Source organism: Pseudomonas sp. MYb13 (genome assembly GCF_002980075.1).
In the GTDB taxonomy this organism is placed as follows: Bacteria; Pseudomonadota; Gammaproteobacteria; order Pseudomonadales; family Pseudomonadaceae; genus Aquipseudomonas; species Aquipseudomonas lurida.
Genome location: NZ_PCQI01000011.1, coordinates 39,471 through 66,177, shown reverse-complemented (window position 1 = coordinate 66,177; position 26,707 = coordinate 39,471). Strand labels below are relative to the sequence as shown.

The window sequence follows — 26,707 nt, the reverse complement described above, 5'->3', positions numbered from 1 at the left end:
TGTACATATCCGTTATTTGGGTGATGGCGGGTATTCCCAAAGTCACCAAAGGGCGCTTGCCCCAACACTCGGCACCTCGCCTAGACTCGGTGTGCCCAAGATCAAAATCAAAAGCAGGAGCGCGGTGGCCGTAAAACCGACCGGTTTCTTACTGCCGAACTCGGTCAAATGTGGGAGCTGGCTTGCCTGCGATGGCATCCACTGGCTGTGCCTGATGTACCGAGTCGCCTGCATCGCGGGCAAGCCAGCGCCTACAGAAAAGCAGGCATAGGCTTAATCTCCCAGCCAAGCGCGGCGGCCTCAAAACCAACCTGTTACTTAGCGGCGATCTCGGTCAAATGTGGGAGCTGGCTTGCCTGCGATGGCATCCACTGGCTGTGCCTGATGTACCGAGTCGCCTGCATCGCAGGCAAGCCAGCTCCCACAGAAAAGCAGGTATAGGCTTAATCTCCCAGCCAAGCGCGGCGGCCTCAAAACCAACCTGTTACTGAGCGGCGATCTCGGTCAAATGTGGGAGCTGGCTTGCCTGCGATGGCATCCACTGGCTGTGCCTGCTGTACCGAGTCGCCTGCATCGCAGGCAAGCCAGCGCCTACAGAAAAGCAGGTATGCCCCGGCCCCCACACATCCCCTCACAAATTCTCATACCGATTCATGTCCAACACCCCTTCTTCCACCGGCGTGGTCTCACGAATGTACTGCGACAAGTCATGGAAATACTGCCAAAACAGCGGATGACTGCGTCGCACCCCCCACCGATCAACAATTTTCTCGAAGCGTTTGGCATCGTGAGCCTGCTCCATCTGCGCAACAAACTCAGGCACTTCAAGCGCCGGAATATTGAACATGAAGTTCGGATAGCTGCTCAGCACGCCGGGATAAATCGTCACCGTATCCAAACCCGGCTGGTAGCGATAAGCCTCCCCCAGCAAAAACGCCACATTACTGTGGGCACGGTTACGCACCATGCTGTAGACCACACGCTGACCGCCGGCCGTTTCGATTCGCAACATCGTGGCTTCAGGCAGTTGATCGATGACCTTGAGCCCGGCCGCCGGGCGTGAAGTCAGACGGCTGAGCGCCTGCTCCGCCTCCTGCAAGGCCGGGTCTATTGCGTCTCGAGAGCAATAGGCGCCGCTGCAGCGGTTGATCGGATCCGGGCTGGCGTTCAAATCGCCGTAACGACTGAGCAACTGGCTGGCAAAGTCGCGCTTCGGATCGTTCTCGCTCAGGTGCAGGCCCGTCGGCTTGTCATCATCAATCGCCTCATAGTCCAGCCACAGCTTGAGCTTGCCGCTGTTCTGGTACCAGTCGTCCATGTAGCCATCGCGGGAATCGGCAGGCATCAGGCGCAGGAAGTTCTGCTCGGCGCCGTTGCGGATCAGGTCGAAGTACAGCCGGGTCTGGGCCTGGTGCGACACATTGCCGAACACATCGAAATTCACCGCCAACTGGTAATACGTGCGCTCCAGCAACGGGTAGTCGAACAGCCACATCGTCTGCGGTACTTCGCCGATCAAGCCTTTGGTCACCGAGGCGCTGTCGAAATGGCGGAAGATGCTCAACAAGGCATTGTCATTGCCCGCCCACAGGCTCGACCAACTCGGCGGAGGCAGGTCGGCGTAGCTGTCGCGGCGCAGGGCCTCGTATTCGTTGCGTTTGTCGCGATACGCCAGCCACAGGCTGAGCACACTGCCGACGTCATCGTTCTGCCCGGGCATGGCCAACAAGGGTGTGGCCTGGCCGCGATAGCGCGCATCGGTGATGTACAGGTCGTGGTCAGGGTCCTGGAACAGGGCCCAGAAGTTGTCGCGGATCACGTCCGTGGCGATCTGCCCACGGCAGACCGGCCCGCGAATAAAGGTGCGTACGAAGTATTCGGCGTTATCCAGCATGAACTGGTAACGCGCCTTGGCCGGGATGGCTTCGAAGGTGTCGAAGGGGTTGGCGCGCCGTCCAGGGCCGTAGCCCGGCAACGCATTGACCTGCCAGTTACCGGCGTAGAACAGCGCCTTGATACGCGCCATCTTTGCGGCACTGAACGGGTACGTGATGTGGGTTTTATGCACGATCACGCCCTGCACCGGCCACAGGCGGTAATACACCTGGGTGCCGGGGTCATCATTGGGGCGGCGCGTGGCGATCAGATCGATCGGCTGCCCACTCGGCGTGCGCGAACGCACCCACTGGAAGAAATGCCCTGGCTCGCCGTTCTCGAAGTAAATGTGCGCAAGGTACAAATGCTCGAACAACCAGCGCGCCACCAGGCTTTCGCGGGCGCCGGGTTGATTGAACAGGTTCTCCCACTGTTGGACTTGCAAGGCCTCCTTGGCACTTGGCGCCAGGCCTTGTTCATCAATCGGGGCGCCAGAGGCGAGCCAACGTTGCAGGGTCTGGTATTGCTGGTCGGTCAAGCCCGTAACAGCCAGTGGCATGCCTTCCCTGGGATGGGCACCCGCGTAGGCATTGAACTCGCCGGGCATGGCGCACATATTTTCGCGGTTCAGGCCCAGCACGATGTCATCCGGCAACTTGGCGTTGGGTTGCAGTGGTGCGTTATGGCCCAGTTCCAGCATGCGCGCCATCAAGGCGGCCTGGCTGCCCTGGGCGTCCAGCACCGAGTAGAAGCCCTTCTGCTGCCAGGCTTGCTTGCCAAAGGCGTCATAGAACAAGCGGGTGGTCGGCGTGGCCTGGCTGCGTTCGCCATCATAGACAGGCACTTTGCTCGCACCGCGCGCCGCGCCTTCGGCACTGCCCAGGTTGAGCTGGCAAGCGGAGTCGTAGCAGGCGTGGCAGGCCACGCATTTCTCGGTGAAAATGGGTTGGATGTCGCGGGTATACGAAATCGCCGGGGCGGGTCCGTCGGCCTGTGCAATGCAGGCGACCAGTGCCAGGACGGCGCTGGTGATGAGGCGAAGTGACATGTATCCGGTCCCGATTCAATGCGTGCGCTGGAAAATTTCCCGCGATTCTACCGGGCCACCCCCCTCTACAACATGAACGATATTCATGCAAAACCTGCACATGCTCTAAATCGGCACAGGTTTGCTATGATTCACGCCCTCCGTAATGCCTGACCAGAGTAGTCCCATGTCCGATCGTAGCGTTCGTCTGCAAGCCCTTCATCAAGCCCTCAAGGAACGTATCCTGATCCTCGACGGCGGTATGGGCACGATGATCCAGAGCTACAAACTGGAAGAGCACGACTACCGTGGCAAACGCTTCGCCGACTGGCCAAGCGACGTCAAGGGTAACAACGACCTGCTGGTGATCACCCGTCCGGACGTGATCGGCGGCATCGAAAAAGCCTACCTGGATGCCGGTGCCGATATCCTCGAAACCAACACGTTCAACGCCACGCGCATTTCCATGGCCGACTACGGCATGGAAGAACTGGCCTACGAGCTGAACGTAGAAGGCGCACGCCTGGCGCGCAAGATCGCCGACGCCAAGACCCTGGAGAACCCCGCCAAGCCACGCTTCGTCGCTGGCGTGCTCGGCCCGACCAGCCGGACCTGCTCGCTGTCGCCTGACGTGAACAACCCCGGCTACCGCAACGTGACCTTCGATGAGCTGGTGGAAAACTACACCGAGGCCACCAAGGGCCTGATCGAGGGCGGCGCCGACCTGATCCTGATCGAGACCATCTTCGACACCCTCAACGCCAAGGCCGCGATCTTCGCCGTGCAAGGCGTGTTCGAAGAACTGGATATCGAACTGCCGATCATGATCTCCGGCACCATCACCGACGCTTCCGGCCGCACGTTGTCGGGCCAGACCACCGAAGCGTTCTGGAACTCCGTGGCCCACGCCAAGCCGATTTCGGTAGGTTTGAACTGCGCCCTGGGCGCCAGCGAACTGCGTCCGTACCTGGAAGAGTTGTCGAACAAGGCCAACACCCACGTTTCCGCGCACCCCAACGCCGGCCTGCCCAACGAATTCGGCGAGTACGACGAACTGCCGTCGGAAACCGCCAAGGTCATTGAAGAATTCGCCCAGAGCGGCTTCCTCAACATCGTCGGCGGCTGCTGCGGCACCACCCCGGGCCACATTGAAGCCATCGCCAAGGCCGTGGCCGGCTATGCGCCGCGCCAGATCCCGGACATTCCCAAGGCTTGCCGCCTGTCGGGCCTGGAGCCGTTCACCATTGATCGCAGCTCGTTGTTCGTCAACGTCGGCGAACGCACCAACATCACCGGTTCCGCGCGTTTCGCCCGCCTGATCCGTGAAGACAACTACACCGAAGCCCTCGAAGTCGCCCTGCAGCAGGTGGAAGCCGGCGCCCAGGTGATCGACATCAACATGGACGAGGGCATGCTCGATTCGAAGAAGGCCATGGTGACCTTCCTCAATCTGATTGCCGGCGAGCCGGACATCTCCCGCGTGCCGATCATGATCGACTCCTCCAAGTGGGAAGTGATCGAGGCCGGCCTCAAGTGCATCCAGGGCAAGGGCATCGTCAACTCCATCAGCATGAAGGAAGGTGTCGAGCAGTTCATTCACCACGCCAAGCTGTGCAAGCGCTATGGCGCCGCGGTGGTGGTGATGGCGTTCGACGAAGCCGGCCAGGCCGACACTGAGGCGCGCAAGAAAGAAATCTGCAAACGCTCCTACGACATCCTGGTGAATGAAGTCGGGTTTCCTCCAGAAGACATCATCTTCGACCCGAACATCTTCGCGGTCGCCACCGGTATCGAGGAGCACAACAACTACGCGGTCGACTTCATCAACGCCTGCGCCTATATCCGCGATGAACTGCCGTATGCGCTGACCTCCGGCGGCGTGTCCAACGTGTCGTTCTCGTTCCGTGGCAACAACCCGGTGCGCGAGGCGATCCACTCGGTGTTCCTGCTGTATGCGATTCGCAACGGCCTGAGCATGGGTATCGTCAACGCCGGTCAACTGGAGATCTACGACCAGATCCCGGCCGAGCTGCGCGATGCCGTGGAAGACGTGGTGCTCAACCGCACGCCCGAAGGCACCGACGCCCTGCTGGCCATTGCCGACAAATACAAGGGCGACGGCAGCGTCAAGGAAGCCGAGACCGAGGAGTGGCGCGGCTGGGACGTCAATAAGCGCCTGGAGCACGCGCTGGTCAAGGGCATCACCACCCACATTGTCGAAGACACCGAGGAATCGCGGTTGTCATTCGCGCGCCCGATCGAAGTGATCGAGGGCCCGCTGATGTCCGGCATGAACATCGTCGGAGACCTGTTCGGCGCCGGCAAAATGTTCCTGCCCCAGGTGGTCAAGTCCGCCCGCGTGATGAAACAGGCCGTGGCCCATTTGATCCCATTCATCGAACTGGAAAAGGGCGATAAGCCGGAAGCCAAGGGCAAGATCCTGATGGCCACGGTGAAGGGCGACGTGCACGACATCGGCAAGAACATCGTCGGCGTGGTACTGGGTTGCAACGGCTATGACATCGTCGACCTGGGCGTGATGGTGCCGGCCGAGAAGATCCTGCAGGTGGCCAAGGAACAAAAGTGCGACATCATCGGCCTGTCCGGCCTGATCACGCCGTCCCTGGACGAGATGGTGCACGTCGCCCGCGAGATGCAACGCCAGGACTTTCACCTGCCGCTGATGATCGGTGGCGCCACCACGTCCAAGGCGCACACGGCGGTGAAGATCGAGCCCAAGTACAGCAACGATGCGGTGATCTACGTCACCGACGCCTCCCGCGCCGTGGGCGTGGCCACGCAGTTGCTGTCCAAGGAGCTCAAGGCCGGCTTCGTCGAGAAGACCCGCCTGGAATACATCGACGTGCGTGAACGCACCTCCAACCGCAGCGCCCGCACCGAACGCCTGAGCTACCCGGCCGCCATCGCCAAGAAGCCGCAGTTCGACTGGAGCACCTACACCCCGGTGGTCCCGACCTTTACCGGTGCCAAGGTGCTGGACAATATCGACCTCAAGGTGCTGGCCGAGTACATCGACTGGACGCCGTTCTTTATCTCCTGGGACCTGGCCGGCAAGTTCCCGCGCATCCTCGAAGACGAAGTGGTCGGTGAAGCCGCCACCGCGCTCTACGCCGATGCCCAGGAAATGCTCAAGAAGCTGATCGATGAAAAACTCATCAGCGCCCGTGCCGTATTCGGTTTCTGGCCGACCAACCAGGTGCAGGACGATGACCTGGAAGTCTACGGCGACGATGGCCAGCCGATTGCCCGGCTGCACCACCTGCGCCAGCAGATCATCAAGACCGACGGCAAGCCGAACTTCTCCCTGGCCGACTTCGTCGCGCCCAAGGACAGCGGCGTGACCGACTACATCGGTGGCTTTATCACCACCGCCGGCATCGGTGCCGAAGAAGTCGCCAAGGCCTATCAGGACGCGGGCGACGACTACAACTCGATCATGGTCAAGGCCCTGGCCGACCGCTTGGCCGAGGCCTGCGCCGAGTGGCTGCACCAACAAGTGCGCAAGGAACACTGGGGTTATGCCAAGGACGAGCAACTGGATAACGAAGCGCTGATCAAGGAGCAATACAGCGGCATCCGCCCTGCCCCCGGTTACCCGGCCTGCCCGGATCACACCGAGAAAGCCCAGCTGTTCCAACTGCTCGACCCTGAAGCCCGCGAAATGCATGCGGGCCGCAGCGGCGTGTTCCTCACCGAACATTACGCGATGTTCCCGGCAGCGGCCGTCAGTGGCTGGTACTTCGCCCACCCGCAGGCGCAGTACTTTGCCGTGGGCAAGGTCGACAAGGACCAGGTCACTAGCTACACCGCGCGCAAAAGCCAGGACCTGAGCGTGACCGAGCGCTGGCTGGCGCCGAACCTGGGGTACGACAACTGACCGACTAGCTGGCCAGCGCGGCAATTTCCCGCGCTGACAGCTGGCTGATCAACGCTTGCGGCTCAGTAGCGTGGGCCTTCTGCAACGCCTCCATGCGCTGGAGATACTCCGAACTCATGTCGGGGTACTGATCCTCCAGCGCCGAGGCCTTGTCCGCCAGCCCTTGCTGAAGCTTCGCGAACGCGTCCGGGTATTGCTCTTGCAGATAATCCACCCAGTAAGCGCGCCCCACCAGTTGCTCAATGAATAGCGGCGTCTGCTCGCGCGCCATGATCGTCGTATAGGCCGCCTCGAGATCCGCTGGCTCCACCCCTGAAACGCTGGCGTAGAGCATGCTTCTGGGCTGCCTGGGCAATGCCAGGCGCCGGGCCAGGCCGAGGCGATACGCCAGCCGGATTTCCGCCGGATCCGTGCGGGGGTTATCACGGATACGTACCCTGGCGACCTCCTCCAACTGGCCCAGGCGGAACAATCCCCTGGACAGGTTCAGCAGGGCGCGGCCCTTGTCGGTAGGGTCGATGGCGCGCAGTGCGTTGAACTCATAGACCTCGATCTCCAGCGCGTTGAACAACAGGCTCCGGCCATCGCCACAGGTCACCGAATGCCTCGAGGCACGCGCGATAGCCATCAACCGCTCGCTCAGGGCTTCATCGCCATAGGCCGCCGACAGCACCTCCCAGACTCGCCCGGCCAGGTCGGCGCGATCCAGTTCGAAGTCTCGGGTGTTGCGCAGTTGCGCCAGTATGTTCGCGAAGTCACCGGTGCTGTCGCGGGCGATCACCGTGTCCCATATCGCATGTTTTTCCGAGTCGAGGGGTACGCCTTCGAACCAGCGGGCCTTTTGCACCTGCGCCGGCTCCAGTTCAGGGTGAACGTCGGGACGATCATCGTCGGACTCGGTCCCGTAGCCTGCGAGGTCATTGTCAATCTCTTCGGCGGTAAAGCCCAGCCCACGCCCGGTTTCGCGCTGATACTCGCGCAACCGGATGAGTTCATCCTCCCGCAGCAGGTTCCCCGACAGGTTGGTGCCCGCCATCAACGCGGCATGCCGCGGCTCAAAGGCAGTTGGCGGAATATCGGCGATCGGGTAGTTGCTCCTCAGGTCGAGGCTTGTCAGCGCGGGCGCCTCCAGGGCACCGACCGGCCATAAGAGCAACTGGTTATGGCTCAAGTCCAGGCTTTGCAGGTGGTCAAGACCGGCGAGGTCAAACGTCTCCAGCTCATTCGCGCCCAGGTCCAGCACTTGCAGGCGCGTCAAAGCCTGCAGTTGGCGCTGCAACGGTTCGTTGGCCGTCAGCGCGTTGCCATTGAGGCCCAGCTGAGTCAGGTCGGCCATTTGGGTGACGGCCTCGGGTAATGTGCCCAAGCGATTACCGTTGAGTATCAGGCGGTTGAGCCGGGGAAAGGCGCGCAGGAACCCCTCCGAAGCGGTCGTGAGCCGAACACCGCCAAGGTCCAGCGCCCGGACATGGTTGAAGGTGACCGGCAGCGCCGGCAGGTCGCCGAGGACCAGGCCGCTCAAATCAATGGCATAGTCATTTGCCGCGCTGTCGCCCCCTCGCACATCACGCAGCGTCTCTCGCCAGCAGCTCAGCAGGCGGTCAGAAGCGCGTCGGCGATCGGTCGCATTCACCCACTCGTTACGATGACGCACGGCGGGCACATCGATCCAGGCATTCAAGCGCTCGATCATCTGGGTGTGCTGTACCTGCCACTGGCGCAGCGCAGTTTCGATCTGCGTGGCACTGATGCCCTGTGCCAGCCAGGCGTCGATTCGCTTGCCGGCCTGCGCCAGGTCAAGCTGCGGATCAAGCCGTTGCAGGCGCGCGGCGCTGGTCAGTGGCGCCTCGTCGCCTCCCGGCTCCAGCGGTAGTGGCACCAGCAAGTCCGGTTGCTGCGACGCCTCTACCGGGAAGAACGCCGGATCGCCGCCTGTCCTGCCCGCCGCCAGCACCGCCCTGTCGATCCCGAACGGCCTGGCGAACATGCTCGCCAAGGGATGCCCGGGGCCGGTGCGCTCAGCAAATGCCTGCGCCGTGGCCAGCGCCGATGAACTCAAGCGGCAACCGCGCAACGTGGTCCCCGCCAGCAGCACATCGTGCCCCACCAGCGCCGCCTCGGGAATGCCGGTTATCGCGCTATGGCTGAGGTCGAGAAAGCCCAGCCGTGGCAGGCCCAGTATGCCCTCGGGCCAGGTCGCGACCTGGGTCTGCGCCAGGTTCAGGTACACCAGGTTGGTCATCGACGTGACGTCCAGGTGACCGACGCGGTTCCTCGACAGGTCCAGGCGTTGCAGCGTGCTCAAGCGGTTCAACCGCGCCTGGGTCGGTGCGGTGATCTTGAGTTCATTGCCGGCAAGATTCAGGTCGGTCAGCGCCCCGAAGCTTTCCAGCACCGCGGGCAGTTCGGTCAAGCGGTTGCCACTCAGGTCGAGTTCGCGCACCTGAGGGAATTGGCCCAGGAAGTCATTCACCTGCATTGTCGTGAGTTTTGCCTCTCGCAGAATCACGCGGCGTATCTGCGGAAACGCTGTATCGCCCAGCGCCGGCAAATCACCCAGCGCGCCGTACTCGCTCAGGTCCAGCGTCTCTCTTACCGGTTCGCCACGGCCACGGGACGGACCTGCCACCGGTTCACGGGGCGCATACCGGGCCGCCAGTGCATCGCGCCAGCAAGCACGGAGCCGGTTCGCCAAAGCCTGACGATCACGCAGGGGCATTTGCTCGCCTTCGACGCGCCTCCCCTCCACACGCAACCACTCCACCAGCGATGCATTCCAGGTGCGATAGTCGTCATGCAGCGCCTCGACTTTATCCAGCAACGCCTGGCCTGCGAGGCCATCGCGCCTGAATGCGGCCAGGGCGTTGCCGGCGAATGCCGGGTCGTGCGCAACCAGTTCCTCCAGCCGACGCTCACTGTATTGGGCGACCCTATACGGCTCATCCATGAGATGGTCCACGTTGCCACGCACGTACTCAAAGGCCTGCCGGAACGCCGCCGGCTCCAACGCCTTCCAGTTCAGTCGCAGGTGACGCCACAAGCGCTCGTGCCCCGTGAACAGCGCGCTGGGCAGCGAAGAGATCTGCACATCGCTCAGGTCCACCAGTTCAAGACCATCGATGGCCTGCAGCCCTGCCGGCCATTCGTGCAGGCTGCCTGCCAGCCTCAAGGTGCGCAAATGTGGCAGCGCGCCATAATCGAGCGCCGGGAGGTGACCAATCAAGTGCAAGTACGTCAGTTGAGTCATTTGCTGGATCGCTTGGGTCAATGCGGGTGAATACTCACCCGACATCAGCGGCAGTTCGAGTTTGATGTCGACGATGCCATGCCACGCGGGCAATCTGCTTGCCAGGGCCGGCATGTCTGCCGCCTCGAGGGCGATGTCCAGCGACTCAAGCGCAGAGAAGCGCTGTACCAGCGTGCCATCGACCAGTTGGGCACTGCCTGCCCTGACCCGGCGCACATGGGAAAAGTCCGCACCCCACGGCGGCAACGAATCAGCACCCAACAGATCAAGGTCGAATGCCGGCGCCAGCCCTCGAACCAGACCGTTTCGCCAGCAGCCGATGATGCGGTCGGCGAAGACACGTCGGGTCGGCCAGTTCGGCCCCTGTGGAAACCGCACCGTGCCTTCACCGACCCAGGTTTGCAGCACCGTACGCAGGCCTTCGAACTCCCGGCTCCGGTTTTCCAACAGATGGAACACCTGCTGATCGGTATCACCCGCCAACTGGCGGCTCCGGATGAACTGCGCCGCCTGTCGATCATCAAGGTTGGGATAGACATCCCGCACCCTGGCGACCAACGGCTCATCGGCAAACCCGACGGTGTCACCGCTGGCGGCGTACCCCAGCAGCCCGGAGGGGCGCCGTACCCTGCGTGCGCCTGCGCCCTTGAGCGGATCACGCTTGAGGATGCGCGACATCTCATCACGATGGCGGCACGCATAGTCCGCCACCTGCTTGCGCAATGCCGCGCCTTGCTCGCCCTGCAACGCCCCACGCACCGTCTCGGGCACCACGTGCAGCAGCGACTCGAACAGATTGCGGCCATGCTTGGGTACGCTGTTCAGCGCCCTGCCGCCAGCCTCGAACGTACGAAACTGATCGTCACCCTTGATCAGGTAAAAACGCGTCGCGGCTTGTTCGCTGCCGATGCTGTCCACCAGCGGCCCCCTGATCCCGCGGGCACGCACTTCCACGCGGATGTCCGTCGACCAGCCGGGCAGTTGCTCCAGGCAGTGCAGCGCCAGGCGGTCGCTGGCCGTGCTGGCCAGGCTTTCCAAATATAGGCCTGCCAGTGCCCGGCTTAAAAACTCTGGTGCAGACGCACACGAATGTCCTTGGCCAAGCGCAACGGAACGCGCCCGGTGCTGCGCAACTGGTTCAGTTCTGCGGCACTGGCATCGCCCAGTACCTGCTGCGCGGCTTCTGGCGACAGCGACGCAAAGCTGCGTTGCAGCACCTGGGTATCGGCGTCCGTGACCGCTTGAGCGCTCAACAGGCTTTCGAACAAGGCCTTTTTGCGGGCTTGCGCCTGATCGGCCAGACGTTCCCTCAATATCTGTACAGGCTGCACACCTGGCCGGGCGCCTTCACTGCCCAACACGCGGGTGATCTGCGCTTGATCGAGACCTGCGAGTATTTTTTCAGGCAATTTCCCCGCATTGACCTCTGCCTGCGTGATTGTGATCGATGGCCGGGTGCTGCCTGTCCCGAAGCGCTGTGAAGCGCCCCAGGGTTCCGGGCCGCTGAACACTTCGACCACTTCCCCCGCCGGCCATTCGGGCATCTCCACGGCCAGCGGCGCCATGAACTGGCAATGCTTTCCAAGGCAGGCGCCCGCGCGGATGTTGCCGATCACCTCGTCCGTTTGCCGGTCGACCTCGAACAACCGGGCCATCTCCAAAAACTCCGGTGGTGGTACCTGATGATCCACGTGCATCGCCCGCAGGCCATCGTCGTTGAACCCGCTGACATCGGCGATTTGCTCCACCTGTGCATCGCTGAGGTGCTCCATGTGCGGCCCGGTTCGACGCAGCAGCTTCAGGCGCGACCATTCCAATGGCCGCTCCAGCGTATGGCGCCAGGCACCACGTCCGTTGTGCCGCACAATCGGCTGGTAGGCATCCTGGTTGACGGGGTGCTTGATCCGCCACTCCTTGAGCGCTGGATCGAAGTGCTTTTCGAAGGCGCTGCCCTCCAGCGAGATGTAGGTCTTACCGGCCACTGTGTACTGCCCCAAGGCATTGGGCGTGAGGCCCTTGAGCGAGACGCTGCTTTTATAGGTCGAAAGGTCCGGATGCCACAGGCGCAGTTTGCCGAACGGCGTCACCACGCGGCGCATGCCGTTGACGAATGGCGACGGCACCAGCGTCCGCGCCCTGCCCGCCACCGCGCCCAGCGCCGCCATGGACGCGACGTTCTGCATGACCGAGGTCAGATGCGCCCAGGCTTGCGCGCTGTCTCCGACGCTCCACGCTTCAGCGCCTTGGTACACCTCATAGCCGATCTGCACGGCAGTGATGGCCATCATCACTTCGCCCAGCCCGGGCACGAAGAACGCCGCGACGTTGAGTACGTTCAACCCCCATTCGGCCCAATGCTTGAGGCGATTGCGCCAGGCGTCGTGATCCACCTGCGCGGTGGGTACGGCCAGCAGCTTGGCGTTGGACGTGACCCGTTCAAGGTGCTTGTCGTAGAGATGAGCGAACACGTCGGTCTCTATGAACGCCTCTTTGGCATGCAGATCGACATCGTCGCTCCAGACTTCTTCGTACATCCCCGAGGCGAAGGCAGCGGGGTTGTAGTTCGGCCCAGGCGGCACAGGGTTCGGATTCCAGCGGTTGGTCTTCAACTGGCTTTTGAGGCGTCGCAAGAAGGTTTGGGCTTCATCCAGGGGCAGCCGGCCGGCAAAAAAACGCTGATAACCTGGTGAGCGCAGCTTGATTGCCAACTGCGTGGAGAAGGCCTTGAGCGAGGCATACTCCCTGATCGGGTCGAGCGGATCGCCGGGGATGCACACAATGATGCGACTATCGCCGATCAGCGGTTTGATCAGCTTGGCTTGCGGCAAAAACAGGTCAATCAGCGTGTCCAACCCCGGTAGCGGTTTGCGCGAGACGCTACCGATGATCACCAGGTCGCTCACGTCAGAGCCCAGCAGGTTCAACTGGCTGTAAGTGACCTGCGCACCGTCGAGCCTGGGGGTGGGCATGCCATCGATTATCGCCAGCAACGCCGCGTAGGCGCTGGCACTGATCACCGAACGCATTCGGGCGGTGTGAGCGTGCACCCGCCATGCATCCTTGTTGGCCTCTATCGTCTGCCGGCGCACCTGTGCAGTGCTGGCTGGCGCGCCAAACACAGTGCTCAGGTGTTGCTGATATTGCCGGCCCAGATCCAGTTGACGGCACAGGTCGGCGAATTCCGCAGGTTTGATCGCCAGCTTGTCGCGCACGTGGTAGCGCACTTTCGCAAACGGATAACGCTGGCTTTCATCGTAAAGGATTTGTTCCAGCGACCCCGCCGGCGCGAGCGCACTGGTCTCCTGCAGCGCGACCTCATCGAACGGCTCATCGGCCTCGAAATTGCGCAGCGCCGCTTGCAACAGCGACTGCTGTTCCAGGCGATTGGGCGCGCGCATATGAAAAAGCGCGGTGCCGTTGACATCCGGCGCCACGCCGAACCGCTTGCGTAACGCCTCGACCAACAGCGGCTCGGCAAATTCGGTGATGCCTTTCAAGTCTTTCAGCACCGTGGCCAGTGCCTGGCTTGACGCCTGGCGCCGCACGCCGCTGTCGATCAGGGCCTGGCGCAGGAGCGGGCTGGCGGCGGCGAACGCCTAGGGGTATGTCGCCTGGAAGCGCTGCACCGGGTCGCGGGCGCGGTTCAACGCCTCGATGTCGGGCGCGGCCAGGTGTTTGATCCACCCAGGCAGGCGGGACTGGATGAACGAAGCGTGAAGTGAGGGTGTGGGCATGTTGCGGTTTCCTGATGCGTCATGAATATGCATCAGAAAATCACGCCCCAGGCGCCTCGAAGCGGTGCACTGTTGTGGCCTGCCCACGGGAATTGACTATGCTTGCTCAGGATCGACTTGATCCGCATGGCGAGGGTTTTATGGACGACTCACCCAACAAGCCACCAACGTTCTGGCAGATGTTGCATAGCGTGATGGCCGCAGCATTCGGCGTACAGAGCGGAAAGAATCGCGCCCGTGACTTTTCCCACGGCAAGCCCAGTCACTTCGTGATCCTGGGCATCCTGTTCACGGCGGTGTTTGCACTGGCCCTGTTTGCGATCGTCAAACTGGTGCTGCACCTGGCCGGGGTCTAGCGCAGTAACAACTGCAGGCTGAAAGGGTAACGGTAGGACGTCGGCTTGCCTTGCGCAGACAGCGCACGAAAATTCACCGACGGTGTTGGGCCCAGCAAGCGTCGCGCCTGGCCGGCATCAATCAGCTGGAACAACGCCAGCTGACGGTCACGCCCGCCATAGGCGCCAATGTCTACGCCCTTGGCATCGTCATTGATCAATACCATGGCCCACCCGCCCACGGTGAAGTGCCCGGCGACCAAGCTCGACACCTGCCCCTCCAGGCGCGCCTGCAAGATCTCGGGTGAGCTGTTGACTGCACTGAACAACGCGTCCTTGCCGGGCATTCCACCACTGGCCTGCAGCGCCTGCATGGCCCCCAGCGCCATCTGGTCGTTGGCCGACCACACCAGCGCCGTCTGCGGGTAGCGCTTGAATAGCAGCGTGGCTTGCTCGAAGGCGCGCTGGCGACTCCATTCACCGTAGACCAACTGGCGCAGGCGCACCTCGGGATGCTCGGCCAGTGCCCGGCGCATGCCGCGCTCGCGCAACTGAGCCACCGGGGTGGTCTTGGACCCGGAAAATGCCAGCAGGTCGAGGGATTGGCCGGGGGCAACCGGACCATGCTGGCGCAACAGATCGCTGAGCATCAGGTAGCCCGCCTGTTCGTCGTCGGCGACCAGGCTACCGATCAACTGAATGCCGCTGCGCGAGCCCAGCAATTGCATTTGGTCGGCGGTCAGCGCGCTGTTGACCACCAGCAGCTTGACCCCGCTGCCCTCGGCCATGCGCAGGATTTGCGGTGCGACGTATTGCTCGTTCACCAGCACCAGGTAATCGGGCCGCTCGCTGCCTTGCAGGGCTTCACGCGCCTGGACCAGCGTGTTGTTGGTATCGCGCTCGGAATAACGCACGCGCAAATCCAGGCCGAGGTCCTTGGCTGCGGCCTGCATGAATTGCGCGTAGCTGACCCAGAAGGTTTCCGTCGATGTGCCTGGGTTGAGAAACACCACCGACGTGGCATGGGCCATGGCCCCTACCGTCGATACCAGCAACCACACACACGCAATAAAAACCTTGAACATGGTTATTTGAGCCTTGAACAGTGGACGCCATGATAGTGGCAATCCGACAGTCAATCGAGACTCAATCGACCGTCTTTATTGGTGGCTGACCCAGAACACCGCGGTCCCTACCACCAGGATAATCAGGAACAGAATGGCCCAGGCGTCCACGGTACTGTCGGGTTTACGGGCTTTTGTCGGATTGCTCATCGCATCGCCTCTTGTCGGTTTTATAGGTGATTGAACGAAGACACGAGCACAGTAAAGTTGATGATTGCCCGCATGACAAATGTGGGTATGGCAATAACGGTTCTCATTAGTCAATTTGGTTATTTGCATATACTCAAACATCACTTTTGCGCATAAACGCAAACTGGTATCGTGCGCCGGCTCCGTTGGGAGTGCGCGGCCGTGCGCGCAGATTTGCCGAGAACAGGACCTATATGTACGTATACGACGAATACGATCAGCGCATCATCGAGGACCGCGTCAAGCAGTTCCGTGATCAGACCCGACGCTACCTAGCAGGTGAACTGAGCGAAGAAGAGTTCCGCCCTCTGCGCCTGCAAAATGGCCTTTATGTTCAGCGCTTTGCGCCGATGCTGCGGGTGGCCGTGCCCTATGGCCAACTGACGTCGCGCCAGGCGCGCATGATGGCCAAGATTGCCCGCGACTTCGACAAAGGCTATGCCCACATCAGTACCCGCCAGAACGTACAGTTCAACTGGCCGGCCCTGGAAGATGTGCCGGACATCCTGGCTGAACTGGCTACCGTGCAGATGCACGCTATTCAGACCAGCGGTAACTGCCTGCGCAACGTGACCACTGACCAATTCGCCGGTGTTGCTGCCGACGAGCTGATCGACCCACGCCCCTGGTGCGAAATCGTCCGCCAATGGACCACCTTCCACCCCGAATTCGCCTACCTGCCGCGCAAGTTCAAGATCGCCATCAATGGCTCGACCTCGGACCGCGCCGCCATCGAAGTGCACGATATCGGCCTGGAGCCGGTGCACAATGACGCCGGCGAGCTGGGCTTCCGTGTCCTGGTGGGTGGCGGCCTCGGCCGTACCCCAGTGGTCGGTGCCTTTATCAATGAATTCCTGCCGTGGCAGGACCTGTTGAGCTACCTCGACGCGATCCTGCGGGTCTACAACCGCTACGGCCGTCGTGACAACAAGTACAAGGCCCGGATCAAGATCCTGGTCAAGGCGCTGACTCCCGAGGTCTTCGCCCAGAAAGTCGACGCCGAGATGGAACACCTGCGCGGCGGCCAGACCACCCTGACCGAAGCCGAAGTGCACCGTGTGGCCAAGCATTTCGTCGACCCTGAGTACAAGGCCCTGACCAATCAGGACGCCGAGTTGGCAGCGCTCGATAAGGAGCACCCAGGCTTTGCACGCTGGCGCACTCGCAACACCCTGGCGCACAAGAAGTCGGGTTATGTCGCAGTGACCCTGTCGCTCAAGCCCACTGGTGTCGCACCGGGCGATATCACCGACAAGCAGCTGGACGCCGTCGCCGACCTGGCCGAGCGCTACAGCTTTGGCCAACTGCGCACCTCCCACGAGCAGAACATCATTCTCGCGGACGTCGAGCAGAGCCAACTGTTCACCCTGTGGGGCGAACTGCGCGAAGGGGGTTTCGCCACCCCGAACATCGGCCTGTTGACGGACATCATCTGCTGCCCGGGCGGCGACTTCTGCTCGCTGGCCAACGCCAAGTCGATCCCGATTGCCGAATCGATCCAGCGCCGCTTCGACGACCTGGACTACCTGTTCGACATCGGCGAGCTCGACCTGAACATCTCCGGTTGCATGAACGCCTGTGGTCACCACCACGTCGGCCACATCGGCATCCTGGGCGTTGACAAGAAAGGCGAAGAATTCTACCAAGTGTCCCTGGGTGGCAGCGCCAGCCGCGATGCGAGCCTGGGCAAGATCCTCGGCCCATCCTTCGCCCAGGAAGCCATGCCCGAGGTGATCGGCAAGCTGATCGACGTGTACATCGAACAGCGCACCGAAGATGAGCGATTCATCGACACCTACCAGCGCATCGGCATTGACCTGTTCAAGGAGCGCGTCTATGCAGCGAATCATTAAGAACAACGAAGTCGTCGACGAAACCTGGCACCTGCTGCCCAAGGACGCGAGCTTCGACGGCATTTCAAACTGCGACGACTTGATCGTGCCACTGGCCCTGTGGCGCGAACACGGTCACGCCCTCAAGGCCCGCGACGGTGGCCTGGGCGTGTGGCTGGACGCCGACGAAGAAGCCGAGGAAATCGGTGAAGACGTGGCACACTTCCAGGTCATCGCCCTGAACTTCCCGGCCTTCACCGACGGTCGCAACTACTCCAACGCCCGATTGCTGCGTGACCGCTACGGTTACAAAGGCGAGCTGCGTGCGATTGGCGACGTGCTCCGCGACCAACTGTTCTACCTGCGCCGCTGCGGGTTCGATGCCTTCGCCTTGCGCGCCGACAAAGACCCCTACGACGCGCTGGAAAGCCTCAAGGACTTCTCGGTGACGTACCAGGCTGCAACGGATGAGCCACTGCCGCTGTTCCGTCGCCGCTAAGCGTGCGCACATAAAAAAGCCCTGGCATGCCAGGGCTTTTTTTATGGCTTGGTCTTGATCGACGCCAGCACCTTTTTTTGCCCCATGGAACACGGCACGCCTTCCGGCTGCGCCCGCACCACCTCAATTACGCCCAGCAATTGCGCCTTGCTATGCGCCAACTGCGCCTGCATGCCTTCGATCTGTGCAACCTTGCGCTCCAGCGCCTCGATCAATGCCTCACGCTTGTGCTCACCCGGCGCCGGCATCAGTGCCTTGAGCTCCTGCAAGGTAAACCCGGCCTGTTGCGCGCTCTGGATCAGTTGCAGTGCCTGCAAGGCCTCAGGCGCATAGCGTCGATAGCCATTGGCCTGGCGCCCTACCTGGCTGATCAGGCCCTCGGACTCGTAGAACCGTATGCGCGACGCCGCCAGCCCACTCTGTCTTGCCAGCTCACCAATATTCATCGCCGCCCCTGCTTGACATTAAAGTTAACTTTAAGCTTAGCCTGAGGCCTCCCCCGCCCAGGAGTCAATCCATGTCCCCCTTTGAACCCTTGCAACTGCCCAACGGCCAAGTCCTCTCCAACCGTATCGCCAAGGCTGCGATGGAAGAAAACATGGCGGATCACCGGCAGGCGCCTTCGCGTGAATTGATGCAGCTGTACAAGGCCTGGGCGGATGGTGAGCCCGGCGTGTTGATCACCGGCAACGTGATGATCGACCGCCGCGCCATGACCGGCCCGGGCGGCGTCGCCCTCGAGGACGAGCAGCAGCTGGACAGCTTTCGCGAATGGGCCGATGTGGCTCGGGCCAGGCACGTGCACTTCTGGGTACAGCTCAGCCACCCGGGGCGCCAGACCCCGGCCAACTTGCGCCAGCAAGCCGTGGCACCTTCCGCCGTCGCGCTTGACCTGGGCGGTTTCTCGAAGATGTTCGCCAAACCCAAGGCCATGGCCGAAGGCGATATCCAGGACGTGATCAAACGCTTCGCCACCAGCGCACGCCTGGCCGAGAAAGCCGGGTTTACCGGCGTGCAAATCCATGGTGCCCACGGCTACCTGATCAGCCAGTTTCTCTCACCCTTGAGCAACCAGCGCACCGACCGCTGGGGCGGCTCGCTGGAAAACCGCGCGCGCTTGCTCCTGGAAGTGGTCCGTGCGGTACGCGCCAGTGTCAGCCCTTCGTTCTGCGTGGCCGTCAAACTCAACTCCGCAGACTTCCAGCGCGGCGGCTTCGCAGAGGCCGATGCACGTGCCGTGGTCGAAATGCTCAACCCACTGCCTCTCGACCTGCTGGAGTTGTCCGGTGGCAGCTACGAAGCACCGGCCATGCAAGGCGAGGCACGGGACGGTCGTACCCTGGCCCGCGAAGCGTACTTCCTGGAAATGGCCACGTCGCTTGCAACCATCGCCACCATGCCGGTCATGGTTACCGGCGGGATTCGCCGCCTACCGGTCGTGCAGCACGTGCTGGACAGCGGCATCGCCATGGCCGGTATCGCCACGGCCCTGACGTTGGAGCCGCAACTGATCCAACACTGGCGCGAAGGTCGCGACCCCAACCCGCAGCTCAAGCCGATCGACTGGAAGCGCAAACCCCTGGCCTCCCTCGCTGTCCTCGCCGTAGTGCGCTACCAGATGCGCCGACTCAGCCGCGGCCTGCTGCCCAGGGCCAGAGTCGCCCCGTGCGTCGCGCTGGTCCGCGACCAATGGTTCATTGCCCGCCGCACGCGGCAATACCGTGCGGCCATGACGCAATCTTCACGTTAAGAGCGGAGCATTCGCCGTGATCGAACTGTCCCCTATTGATCAGCAGTTTTTAACCTCACTGACGATTGGAGTTCTTCATGGCGAAAATCAACCTGGCCCAGCAGTTGGCGACCACCCTTGAACAGGCGGGCATCAAGCGCATCTGGGGCCTGACCGGCGACAGCCTCAACGGCCTCACAGACGCCCTGCGCACCATGGACAGCATCGAATGGATGCATGTGCGTCACGAGGAAGTGGCGGCGTTCGCCGCGGGTGCCGAAGCGGCCGCCACGGGCGAGCTGACGGTGTGCGCCGGCAGCTGCGGACCGGGCAACCTGCACTTGATCAATGGCCTGTTCGACTGCCATCGCAACCATGTGCCGGTGCTGGCGATTGCCGCGCAGATCCCGTCGTCGGAGATCGGCCTGAACTACTTCCAGGAAACTCATCCCCAGGAACTGTTCAAGGAGTGCAGCCACTTTATCGAGCTGGTCTCCAACCCCGAGCAGATGCCCCACGTGCTGCATCGCGCCATGCGTTCGGCGATCCTCAACCGTGGCGTGGCGGTCGTGGTGATTCCCGGCGATGTGTCGCTGCTGGAGGTCGAGGACACACTCAAGCCCTGGCCGGCCCTGCACGCGCCGCGCACCCTGCCTGCGGAGCAGGACCTGCAACGCCTCACCGACATCCTGGACAGCAGCCAGAAAGTCACCCTGCTGTGCGGCAGCGGTTGCGCGGGCGCCCATGACCAGGTCGTCGCCTTGGCCGACGCGCTGGGTGCTCCTGTGGTGCATGCCCTGCGCGGCAAGGAACATGTGGAGTGGGACAACCCGTTCGATGTGGGCATGACCGGCCTGATCGGCTTCAGCTCGGGCTACCACGCCATGCTCGACTGCGACACGTTGATCATGCTCGGCACCGACTTCCCCTACCGCCAGTTCTACCCGACCGACGCCAAGATCATCCAGGTTGACCGCAACCCGCAGGCCCTGGGTCGTCGTGCCACGCTGGACCTGGGCATTGCCGCCGATGTCAGTGAAACCATCGGCGCCCTGCTGCCTCGCCTGACACGCAAGACCGATCGCAGCTTTCTCGAGACCTCCTTGAAGCATTATGAAAAAGCCCGCCAGGGGCTGGACGACCTAGCACAACCGTCGAAGGCCAATCGGCCGATCCACCCGCAGTACGTGGCACGCCTGCTCAGCGAACTGGCGGATGAAGATGCCATTTTCACTGCCGACGTCGGTTCGCCGACCGTATGGGCGGCGCGCTATTTGAAGATGAACGGCAAGCGTCGCCTGATCGGTTCGTTCAACCACGGTTCCATGGCCAACGCGATGCCCCAGGCCATCGGCGCACAGGCAGCTTTCCCGGATCGCCAAGTGATTTCGATGTCCGGCGATGGCGGCTTTGCCATGTTGATGGGGGACTTTATCTCGCTGGCACAGCTGAAACTGCCGGTGAAAGTCATCGTGTTCGATAACTCGTCACTGGGGTTTGTCGCCATGGAAATGAAAGCGGCAGGCTACCTGGACGCGGGCACCGAGCTGAAAAACCCGGACTTCGCGGCCATGTCCAACGCCATGGGCATCCTGGGTATTCGCGTGGAGCAGTCAGAGGACCTGGAACCCGCCCTGCGCCGCGCCCTGGCCCATGACGGGCCGGTGCTGGTGGACGTGGTCACTGCGACCCAGGAATTGGTCATGCCGCCGACCATCAAGCTGGAACAGGCCAAGGGTTTCAGCCTGTACATGCTCAAGGCGGTCATGAGCGGACGTGGCGATGAAGTGATCGAACTGGCACGCACCAACTGGCTGCGCTAACCCCCTCTCCTGTAGGTGCCGGCTTGCCGGCCCCTACTGGCAAGTTTGTATCAGCCCTTCTGTTTCTCCACCCACTGACCGTAGGCATCAATGAACGCCTGCAGGAACGGCTTGGTCTTTTCAGACACCTGCCCAGCGTCATCGAACACGCTGCCCGCGCCGCCCAGATAAGCTTCCGGCTGCTGCATGCACGGGACATCGAGGAAGACCAGCGACTGGCGCAGGTGATGGTTGGCCCCAAACCCACCGATGGCACCCGGCGATACGCTGATGATCGCACCCGGTTTGCCACTCCAGGCGCTTTGCCCATAGGGACGGGATCCGACGTCGATGGCATTCTTCAGCGGAGCGGGGACGGAGCGGTTGTATTCCGGCGTCACGAACAACACCGCGTCGGATGAGCTCACGTGCTTGCGGAAAGTACTGTAGGCTGCCGGCGGAGTCGCGGTGTCAATGTCTTCGTTGTAGAGCGGCAAATCGCCAATTTCCACAATGTTCAACTTCAGGTTGGCAGGGGCCAGTTCGGCCAATGCCAGGGCGACCTTGCGGTTGATCGAGTCTTTTCTCAAGCTGCCAACCAGGACGGCTACGGTGTAGACCTTGCTCATTGGGGTTTCCCGACGTCTGACTAAAGGAGCTTGTAGTTATAGAGTCTTCGCGACGTGTTCACCAGAGGGTTTTGATAATCCCGAGGCCGCTTGCTTCGCAGCGTGATGCGTAGGAATAGCCTGAAAAGATCAGCGAATAGTATTTTTATTCCGTAAGTAAACTACCCCGCTCCATGACGGTCTACAGAACCGCAAATAGAGTGTTTATCTCCAGAGGTTCTAAACAGATGGCAGCAGTACTAGTCGGACAGTTTCATGCCAGAGACGCAGAAGGACGCGTGTATTCGGTGCATGAGTTCCAGGAATCCAACCCGGCGCAAGGCGACCTGGCTGGCTCGGCACCTACCACCACCTACAAGCTGGCCATTGGCGACCGTGTAGAAAAGCTGGAAGGCGACGAATTCAAGTTGATTCAATCGGGCACCATTCTCGTGCGCGAGTCGCAAAACACCCTCGCGTCATAAGATCTTGCCCTATCCACCTGCTCAGTCCTGGCCATTGACGGCATTGACTGGGCTGGGGTGATCACGGACGACGGATCTCCGTGACCTCGATGCCCTGCTCCCCCTCGACCTTCTTCAACGTCACCACCAACCGCCCGCGCTCGCCCTCCACCGCGAACATAGAACGCTGATAGCCCGCCGTGTTGTAACCGGGATGCGCAACCACTTGCCTGACCAGTTCAATGCCCAGCACCGCGCCCACCTGATCGACGACCTGTTCCTGGGACCGGATAAAGGCTTCAAGCGCCAGGTTTTCCGGCAGGGTTTCGTTTTGAGTATTGAAGAGATAAGCAGCCACGCACCCCACGGTCACCAAGACCAGCAGTTGCTTGGCCGTTACCCCGAGAATCGAGGGTAGAGGCATTTGAGACCAGACCTGTTTTTGTTGTTAACGCCGGTAGCCGGCTTTTGGTCGTTGATGATCAGCGCAGCCATTCTATTGAATCCCCGGCCCGCTGCACATAGACTCCGGCGATGCGTTTACGTCATATCGAAGTGATTCAGGCCATCTTGCAGACCGGACACCCTGGCCTGGCCGCCGAGTGGTTGCAACTCCCCGTGGGCGATGTGGACGCGGCGCTCAAGGAAGCCGAGGCGCAATTGGGCTTCATGCTGTTCGCCAGCGTGCGCGGACGCTTGCAAGCCACCCGGGAAACCCTGGAGCTGCAGGCAGGAATCGCCCATGTGTATGAGGCGCTGGAACCGGTTCAACGCCTGGCCGGCCGCTTGAAACACCATCAAGCGCCAACCCTGCGCGCCCTCTGCACGCCCCCCCTGGCCAATCAACTGCTGCCGCAAAGCATTGCGGTGCTGCGCCGGCGCTTCCAGGACACTCCGTGCAACCTGTCGAGCCAGCCGACCCGCGAGATCGTCAGGAGCCTGCTGCTGCACGAAGCCGAGGTAGGCTTGAGCCTGCATGACCCGGAACACCCACAGATCCACAGCACCGTGCTGGCCCAGGGCAAACTGCAGTTGCTCGCCCCCCATGGCTGGCTCAAGCCCAAGCAGAAGTACATCGCCTTACAGGACCTGGCGGGGCAATCGATGATCGGCCTCGAAGGCCAGGACCCGCTCAGCCGCCTGCTGGACGCCAAGCTGCAAGCGTTGCGCCCGCTTCCTGTGGTGCAGACCCGTGTTCAAACCTATCAGATGATGCGCAGCATGGTCGAAGCAGGCGAAGGCCTGGCGATTGTCGACCCGTTTACCGCGTTCGGCGCACGCGAGGCTGGGCTGGATGCCTGCCCGGTGTCGCCGCCGATCGTGGTCAGCCTGTATGCGCTGACCCTCAAGGATGGCGTGACCTCCCCGGCGCTGAATGCGCTGCTGGAGATCGTCACACAGAAGGCTGAAGGCTTGTTGCTGGGTTAAGCCTTGTCGACGTCGCTCTTGAACAACCGATACCAGAAAATCGCCACTTCACGGGTTTGCGGGTCGATACCGCGATAGCGCAGGTGGTCGATGCCGCCCATCACGTAGCCACAACGCTCGTACAACCGACAGGCGCCGAGGTTGTTGTTCTGGGTTTCGAGCATCATGCCGGGCAGGTTTTTCTTGCGGCTCCAGAACTGCGCCACATCCAACAGCGCCTTGGCCACCCCATGGCGCCGTGCAGGCAAGACCACGGCCAATTCGTCGACATGGGCAAAGCCGTTCCAATTGGTGCTGACCACGATGTGCCCAACCGGTCGATCGTCAAGGTAAGCCATGAAGATGGCGCTGTCGGGGGCATCGCGAAAACTGGCGAATTCCTCCGGGTCAATGCCATAGCACTTGCGGTACGGCAGGATGCGCTCCACGGGCCATTGATCGACACGCTTGCCCATCTGCGGCTCACCATAGCCACTGACCTCGAAGCTGAAGTCATTGCCCCACACGTAGGCATCAAAGCCTTCGTCGGCGACCCGAACACTGAGCCCCGGATACTTCGGGTTCATTACAGCTTGCATAAACATCCCTAACCCTTGATGCAATCGACGGTGTAACAACGACCTCTGCCGTCATCTTCGTGTTGCAACCCATGAACATCGGCGACAAAACCGGGAAAACTGCTATCGAACGTCCGGGCGAAGGCCAGGTAGTCAATGATCGAGCGCGTTGACTCGGTAAAGCGCTCGCCCGGCATGATCAACGGAATACCGGGCGGGTAAGGCACCAGCATCACGGCTGCGATGCGCCCTGGCAAGGCATCGATGGAAACCGCCTCCACTTCCCCCTTGACCAGTTGGTCGTAGGCGTCGGCGGGTTTCATGCCGATTTCCGGTAGCACCGTATACATTCGTTTGAGGTGTTTCGCGGTGGCGTTGCTACGGTAACAGCTATGCAGTTGGTCGCACAGGTCGCGCAGGCCCAGGCCCTGATAGCGTGTCGGGCCCTGGGCAAACACGGATGGCAGGCAACTGGCCAGGCTGATGTTGGCGTCATAGCTGCGCTTGAACTCCAGCAACTCGGTGAGCAAGGTACTCCATTTACCTTTGGTAATGCCCATGGAGAACAGCACCAGGAAGGAATACAGCCCGGTCTTTTCGACCACCAGGCCACGCTCCCAGAGGAACTTGCTGACCACGGCCGCCGGAATCCCGCAATCGCTCAGGGCGCCGCCAGCGTTGAGGCCGGGCATCACCAGCGTCACTTTGATCGGGTCCAGCAGCACGTAGTCCTCGGCGACATCACCAAAGCCATGCCAGTCATCCTGGGGATGCAGCAGCCAATCTGCGGTGACGACCCGGTCGATACCCGCCACAGACGGCGGCTGCCAAATGGAAAACCACCAATTCTCGGCAGCAATGTGCTGGCGCAGGTTGGCCAGTGCCCGGCGGAAGCTCAGCGCCTCGTCGAACATTTCCTGCAGCAGCGATCGCCCGGCCGGGCCCTCCATCATCGCCGAGGCTACATCCAGCGAGGCAATGATGCTGTATTGAGGCGAGGTGGAGATATGCATCATGAACGCTTCATTGAAACGGTCACGGTCCAACTGGCGCGCGCCGCCGTCCTGCACATGGATCATCGAAGCCTGGCTGAATGCCGCCAGCAGCTTGTGGGTGGAGTGGGTAGTGAACACCAGCGGGCTGTCCGGCGTACGCGAAGTGCCCATGCCATAGCGGCCGGCGAAGAACTCATGAAACGCCGCGTAGGCGTACCAAGCTTCGTCAAAATGCAGCACCTCCACGCTGTTGCCCAATTGTTGCTTGATCAATTCGGCGTTGTAGCACAGGCCATCATAGGTGGAGTTGGTGACCACCGCCATCTTCACCTTCGGCGCACGCCCACGGGTCAACGGGCTGGCGTCGATCTTGGCGCGGATCGATTCGGGGCTGAACTCACTCAGGGGAATCGGGCCGATGATCCCCAGCTCGTTACGCTCCGGGCACAGGTAAAGCGGGATGGCGCCGGTCATGATGATCGAATGCAGCACCGACTTGTGGCAGTTGCGGTCCACCAGCACCAGGTCATCGCGCCCGACCATGGAGTGCCAGACGATCTTGTTGGCGGTGGACGTGCCGTTGATCACGAAGAAGGTGTGGTCGGCGCCAAAGTTGCGCGCGGCGCGGGCTTCGGCTTCAGCCAGGGGCCCAGTGTGGTCCAGCAGCGATCCCAGCTCGGGCACAGACACCGACAAATCCGAACGCAGGGTGTTCTCCCCGAAGAACTGATGGAACGCCTGCCCCACCGGGCTCTTGCGATAGGCCACGCCGCCGCCGTGGCCAGGGGTGTGCCAGGAATAGTTGGAGTCAGCGGTGTGCTGCACCAGCGCTTTGAAGAACGGCGGCAACAGGCCATCCAGGTAAGTGCGGGCCGCGCGGGCGACTTGACGGGCGAGAAACGGCACGGTGTCTTCGAACAGGTAGAGAATGCCACGCAGTTGGTTGAGTTCGCTCATGGCATCGGCCGGCGCATTCTCGAGGGTGACTTGCTCGCCCAGGGCAAAGATCGGCAAGTTGGGCGCCCGCAGGCGCGCGAGCCGGATCAGCTCGACCATGTTTTGCAACAGATGGGTATTCTCGCCAGCCCCTTCGGCGGCGATCAGCATGCAGGCCAGGCCATGATGGGTGGAAGCCACCAGTCGGCCTTCGGCGTAGTCCACTGCCTCGATGATACTGAAGCCCTCTTGTTCCAGCTCTCGGGCGATGCCTCGGACCCGGTCACCGGCAACGGTGTCGGCCTTGATGTCGCGGTGCACGATAAGGACGGGGAACTTCAGGTCTTTATACATGAGTGCTTGTAGTCCTGAGGGCTATGCACTCAAGGGTAGAAGCTGGGAGTGGATGTGGCGAATGAAGATTTCAA

18 protein-coding genes are annotated in these 26,707 nt (G+C 61.8%); 8 read left to right on the top strand and 10 right to left on the bottom strand.

Going from position 1 to position 26,707, the window contains the following annotated elements; all coding sequences use genetic code 11:
• Positions 1-631: 631 nt before the first annotated feature.
• Positions 632-2,923, bottom strand: coding sequence for a fatty acid cis/trans isomerase (locus CQ002_RS19260; RefSeq protein WP_034104565.1), 2,292 nt, complete (start codon positions 2,921-2,923; stop codon positions 632-634).
• 166 nt (positions 2,924-3,089) lie between these two features.
• Between CQ002_RS19260 and metH the strand changes: the two genes are divergently transcribed.
• Positions 3,090-6,800, top strand: coding sequence for a methionine synthase (gene metH, locus CQ002_RS19255; protein ID WP_105162068.1), 3,711 nt, complete (start codon positions 3,090-3,092; stop codon positions 6,798-6,800).
• Positions 6,801-6,804: 4 nt separating this feature from the next.
• On the opposite strand, the gene CQ002_RS28620 is transcribed toward metH, so the two are convergent.
• From CQ002_RS28620 to CQ002_RS28610, 3 genes are read right to left on the bottom strand one after another with little or no spacing between them, the layout of a single operon-like run.
• Positions 6,805-11,085 carry an NEL-type E3 ubiquitin ligase domain-containing protein gene (locus tag CQ002_RS28620; protein ID WP_234010426.1) on the bottom strand — a complete coding sequence of 1,427 codons (4,281 nt, stop codon included), beginning with the start codon at positions 11,083-11,085 and terminating at the stop codon, positions 6,805-6,807.
• 23 nt (positions 11,086-11,108) lie between these two features.
• Positions 11,109-13,592, bottom strand: coding sequence for a dermonecrotic toxin domain-containing protein (locus tag CQ002_RS28615; protein ID WP_234010424.1), 2,484 nt, complete (start codon positions 13,590-13,592; stop codon positions 11,109-11,111).
• Between the two features lie 51 nt (positions 13,593-13,643).
• The gene (locus tag CQ002_RS28610; protein ID WP_234010423.1) at positions 13,644-13,781 is read right to left on the bottom strand and encodes a hypothetical protein; all 138 of its coding nucleotides are present in this window, start codon (positions 13,779-13,781) and stop codon (positions 13,644-13,646) included.
• A gap of 140 nt (positions 13,782-13,921) precedes the next feature.
• On the opposite strand from CQ002_RS28610, the gene CQ002_RS19245 reads away from it, so the two are divergent.
• Positions 13,922-14,137, top strand: coding sequence for a DUF2970 domain-containing protein (locus CQ002_RS19245; protein WP_034104561.1), 216 nt, complete (start codon positions 13,922-13,924; stop codon positions 14,135-14,137).
• On the opposite strand, the gene CQ002_RS19240 is transcribed toward CQ002_RS19245, so the two are convergent.
• Entirely contained in the window at positions 14,134-15,201 is a 1,068-nt protein-coding gene (locus CQ002_RS19240) for an ABC transporter substrate-binding protein (RefSeq protein WP_105162067.1), read from the bottom strand. The genes CQ002_RS19245 and CQ002_RS19240 overlap by 4 nt on opposite strands.
• A 422-nt stretch (positions 15,202-15,623) precedes the next feature.
• On the opposite strand from CQ002_RS19240, the gene CQ002_RS19230 reads away from it, so the two are divergent.
• Both CQ002_RS19230 and CQ002_RS19225 read left to right on the top strand, forming a co-directional pair.
• Positions 15,624-17,282, top strand: coding sequence for a nitrite/sulfite reductase (locus CQ002_RS19230; protein WP_098466359.1), 1,659 nt, complete (start codon positions 15,624-15,626; stop codon positions 17,280-17,282).
• Complete coding sequence (locus CQ002_RS19225; protein WP_034104555.1) at positions 17,266-17,760, top strand: DUF934 domain-containing protein; 495 nt, start codon at positions 17,266-17,268, stop codon at positions 17,758-17,760. Before CQ002_RS19230 ends, CQ002_RS19225 begins: the two co-directional genes overlap by 17 nt.
• Positions 17,761-17,801: 41 nt before the next feature.
• Here CQ002_RS19225 and CQ002_RS19220 read toward each other — a convergent pair whose 3' ends face one another.
• Positions 17,802-18,206, bottom strand: a complete 405-nt coding sequence (locus CQ002_RS19220; RefSeq protein WP_105162065.1) for a MerR family transcriptional regulator — start codon at positions 18,204-18,206, stop codon at positions 17,802-17,804.
• 71 nt (positions 18,207-18,277) lie between these two features.
• On the opposite strand from CQ002_RS19220, the gene CQ002_RS19215 reads away from it, so the two are divergent.
• Entirely contained in the window at positions 18,278-19,510 is a 1,233-nt protein-coding gene (locus tag CQ002_RS19215) for an NADH:flavin oxidoreductase/NADH oxidase family protein (RefSeq protein ID WP_105162064.1), read from the top strand.
• Positions 19,511-19,587: 77 nt separating this feature from the next.
• Entirely contained in the window at positions 19,588-21,312 is a 1,725-nt protein-coding gene (gene poxB, locus CQ002_RS19210) for a ubiquinone-dependent pyruvate dehydrogenase (RefSeq protein ID WP_034104550.1), read from the top strand.
• Between the two features lie 50 nt (positions 21,313-21,362).
• Here the strand turns inward: poxB and CQ002_RS19205 are convergent, their stop codons facing one another.
• The gene (locus CQ002_RS19205) at positions 21,363-21,920 is read right to left on the bottom strand and encodes an NADPH-dependent FMN reductase (RefSeq protein ID WP_034104549.1); all 558 of its coding nucleotides are present in this window, start codon (positions 21,918-21,920) and stop codon (positions 21,363-21,365) included.
• 227 nt (positions 21,921-22,147) lie between these two features.
• On the opposite strand from CQ002_RS19205, the gene CQ002_RS19200 reads away from it, so the two are divergent.
• A complete protein-coding gene (locus tag CQ002_RS19200; protein WP_034104547.1) occupies positions 22,148-22,384 on the top strand; it encodes a hypothetical protein in 237 nt (78 codons plus the stop codon).
• 61 nt (positions 22,385-22,445) lie between these two features.
• Here the strand turns inward: CQ002_RS19200 and CQ002_RS19195 are convergent, their stop codons facing one another.
• Positions 22,446-22,787 (bottom strand): hypothetical protein, encoded by a 342-nt coding sequence (locus tag CQ002_RS19195; RefSeq protein WP_098466356.1) that lies wholly within the window; start codon positions 22,785-22,787, stop codon positions 22,446-22,448.
• Between the two features lie 110 nt (positions 22,788-22,897).
• Between CQ002_RS19195 and CQ002_RS19190 the strand changes: the two genes are divergently transcribed.
• A complete protein-coding gene (locus tag CQ002_RS19190) occupies positions 22,898-23,791 on the top strand; it encodes a LysR substrate-binding domain-containing protein (RefSeq protein WP_034104542.1) in 894 nt (297 codons plus the stop codon).
• On the opposite strand, the gene CQ002_RS19185 is transcribed toward CQ002_RS19190, so the two are convergent.
• Both CQ002_RS19185 and CQ002_RS19180 read right to left on the bottom strand, forming a co-directional pair.
• Complete coding sequence (locus CQ002_RS19185) at positions 23,788-24,369, bottom strand: GNAT family N-acetyltransferase (protein WP_069078708.1); 582 nt, start codon at positions 24,367-24,369, stop codon at positions 23,788-23,790. The genes CQ002_RS19190 and CQ002_RS19185 overlap by 4 nt on opposite strands.
• 8 nt (positions 24,370-24,377) lie before the next feature.
• A complete protein-coding gene (locus CQ002_RS19180; RefSeq protein WP_105162063.1) occupies positions 24,378-26,633 on the bottom strand; it encodes an Orn/Lys/Arg decarboxylase N-terminal domain-containing protein in 2,256 nt (751 codons plus the stop codon).
• Between the last annotated feature and the right edge of the window lie 74 nt (positions 26,634-26,707).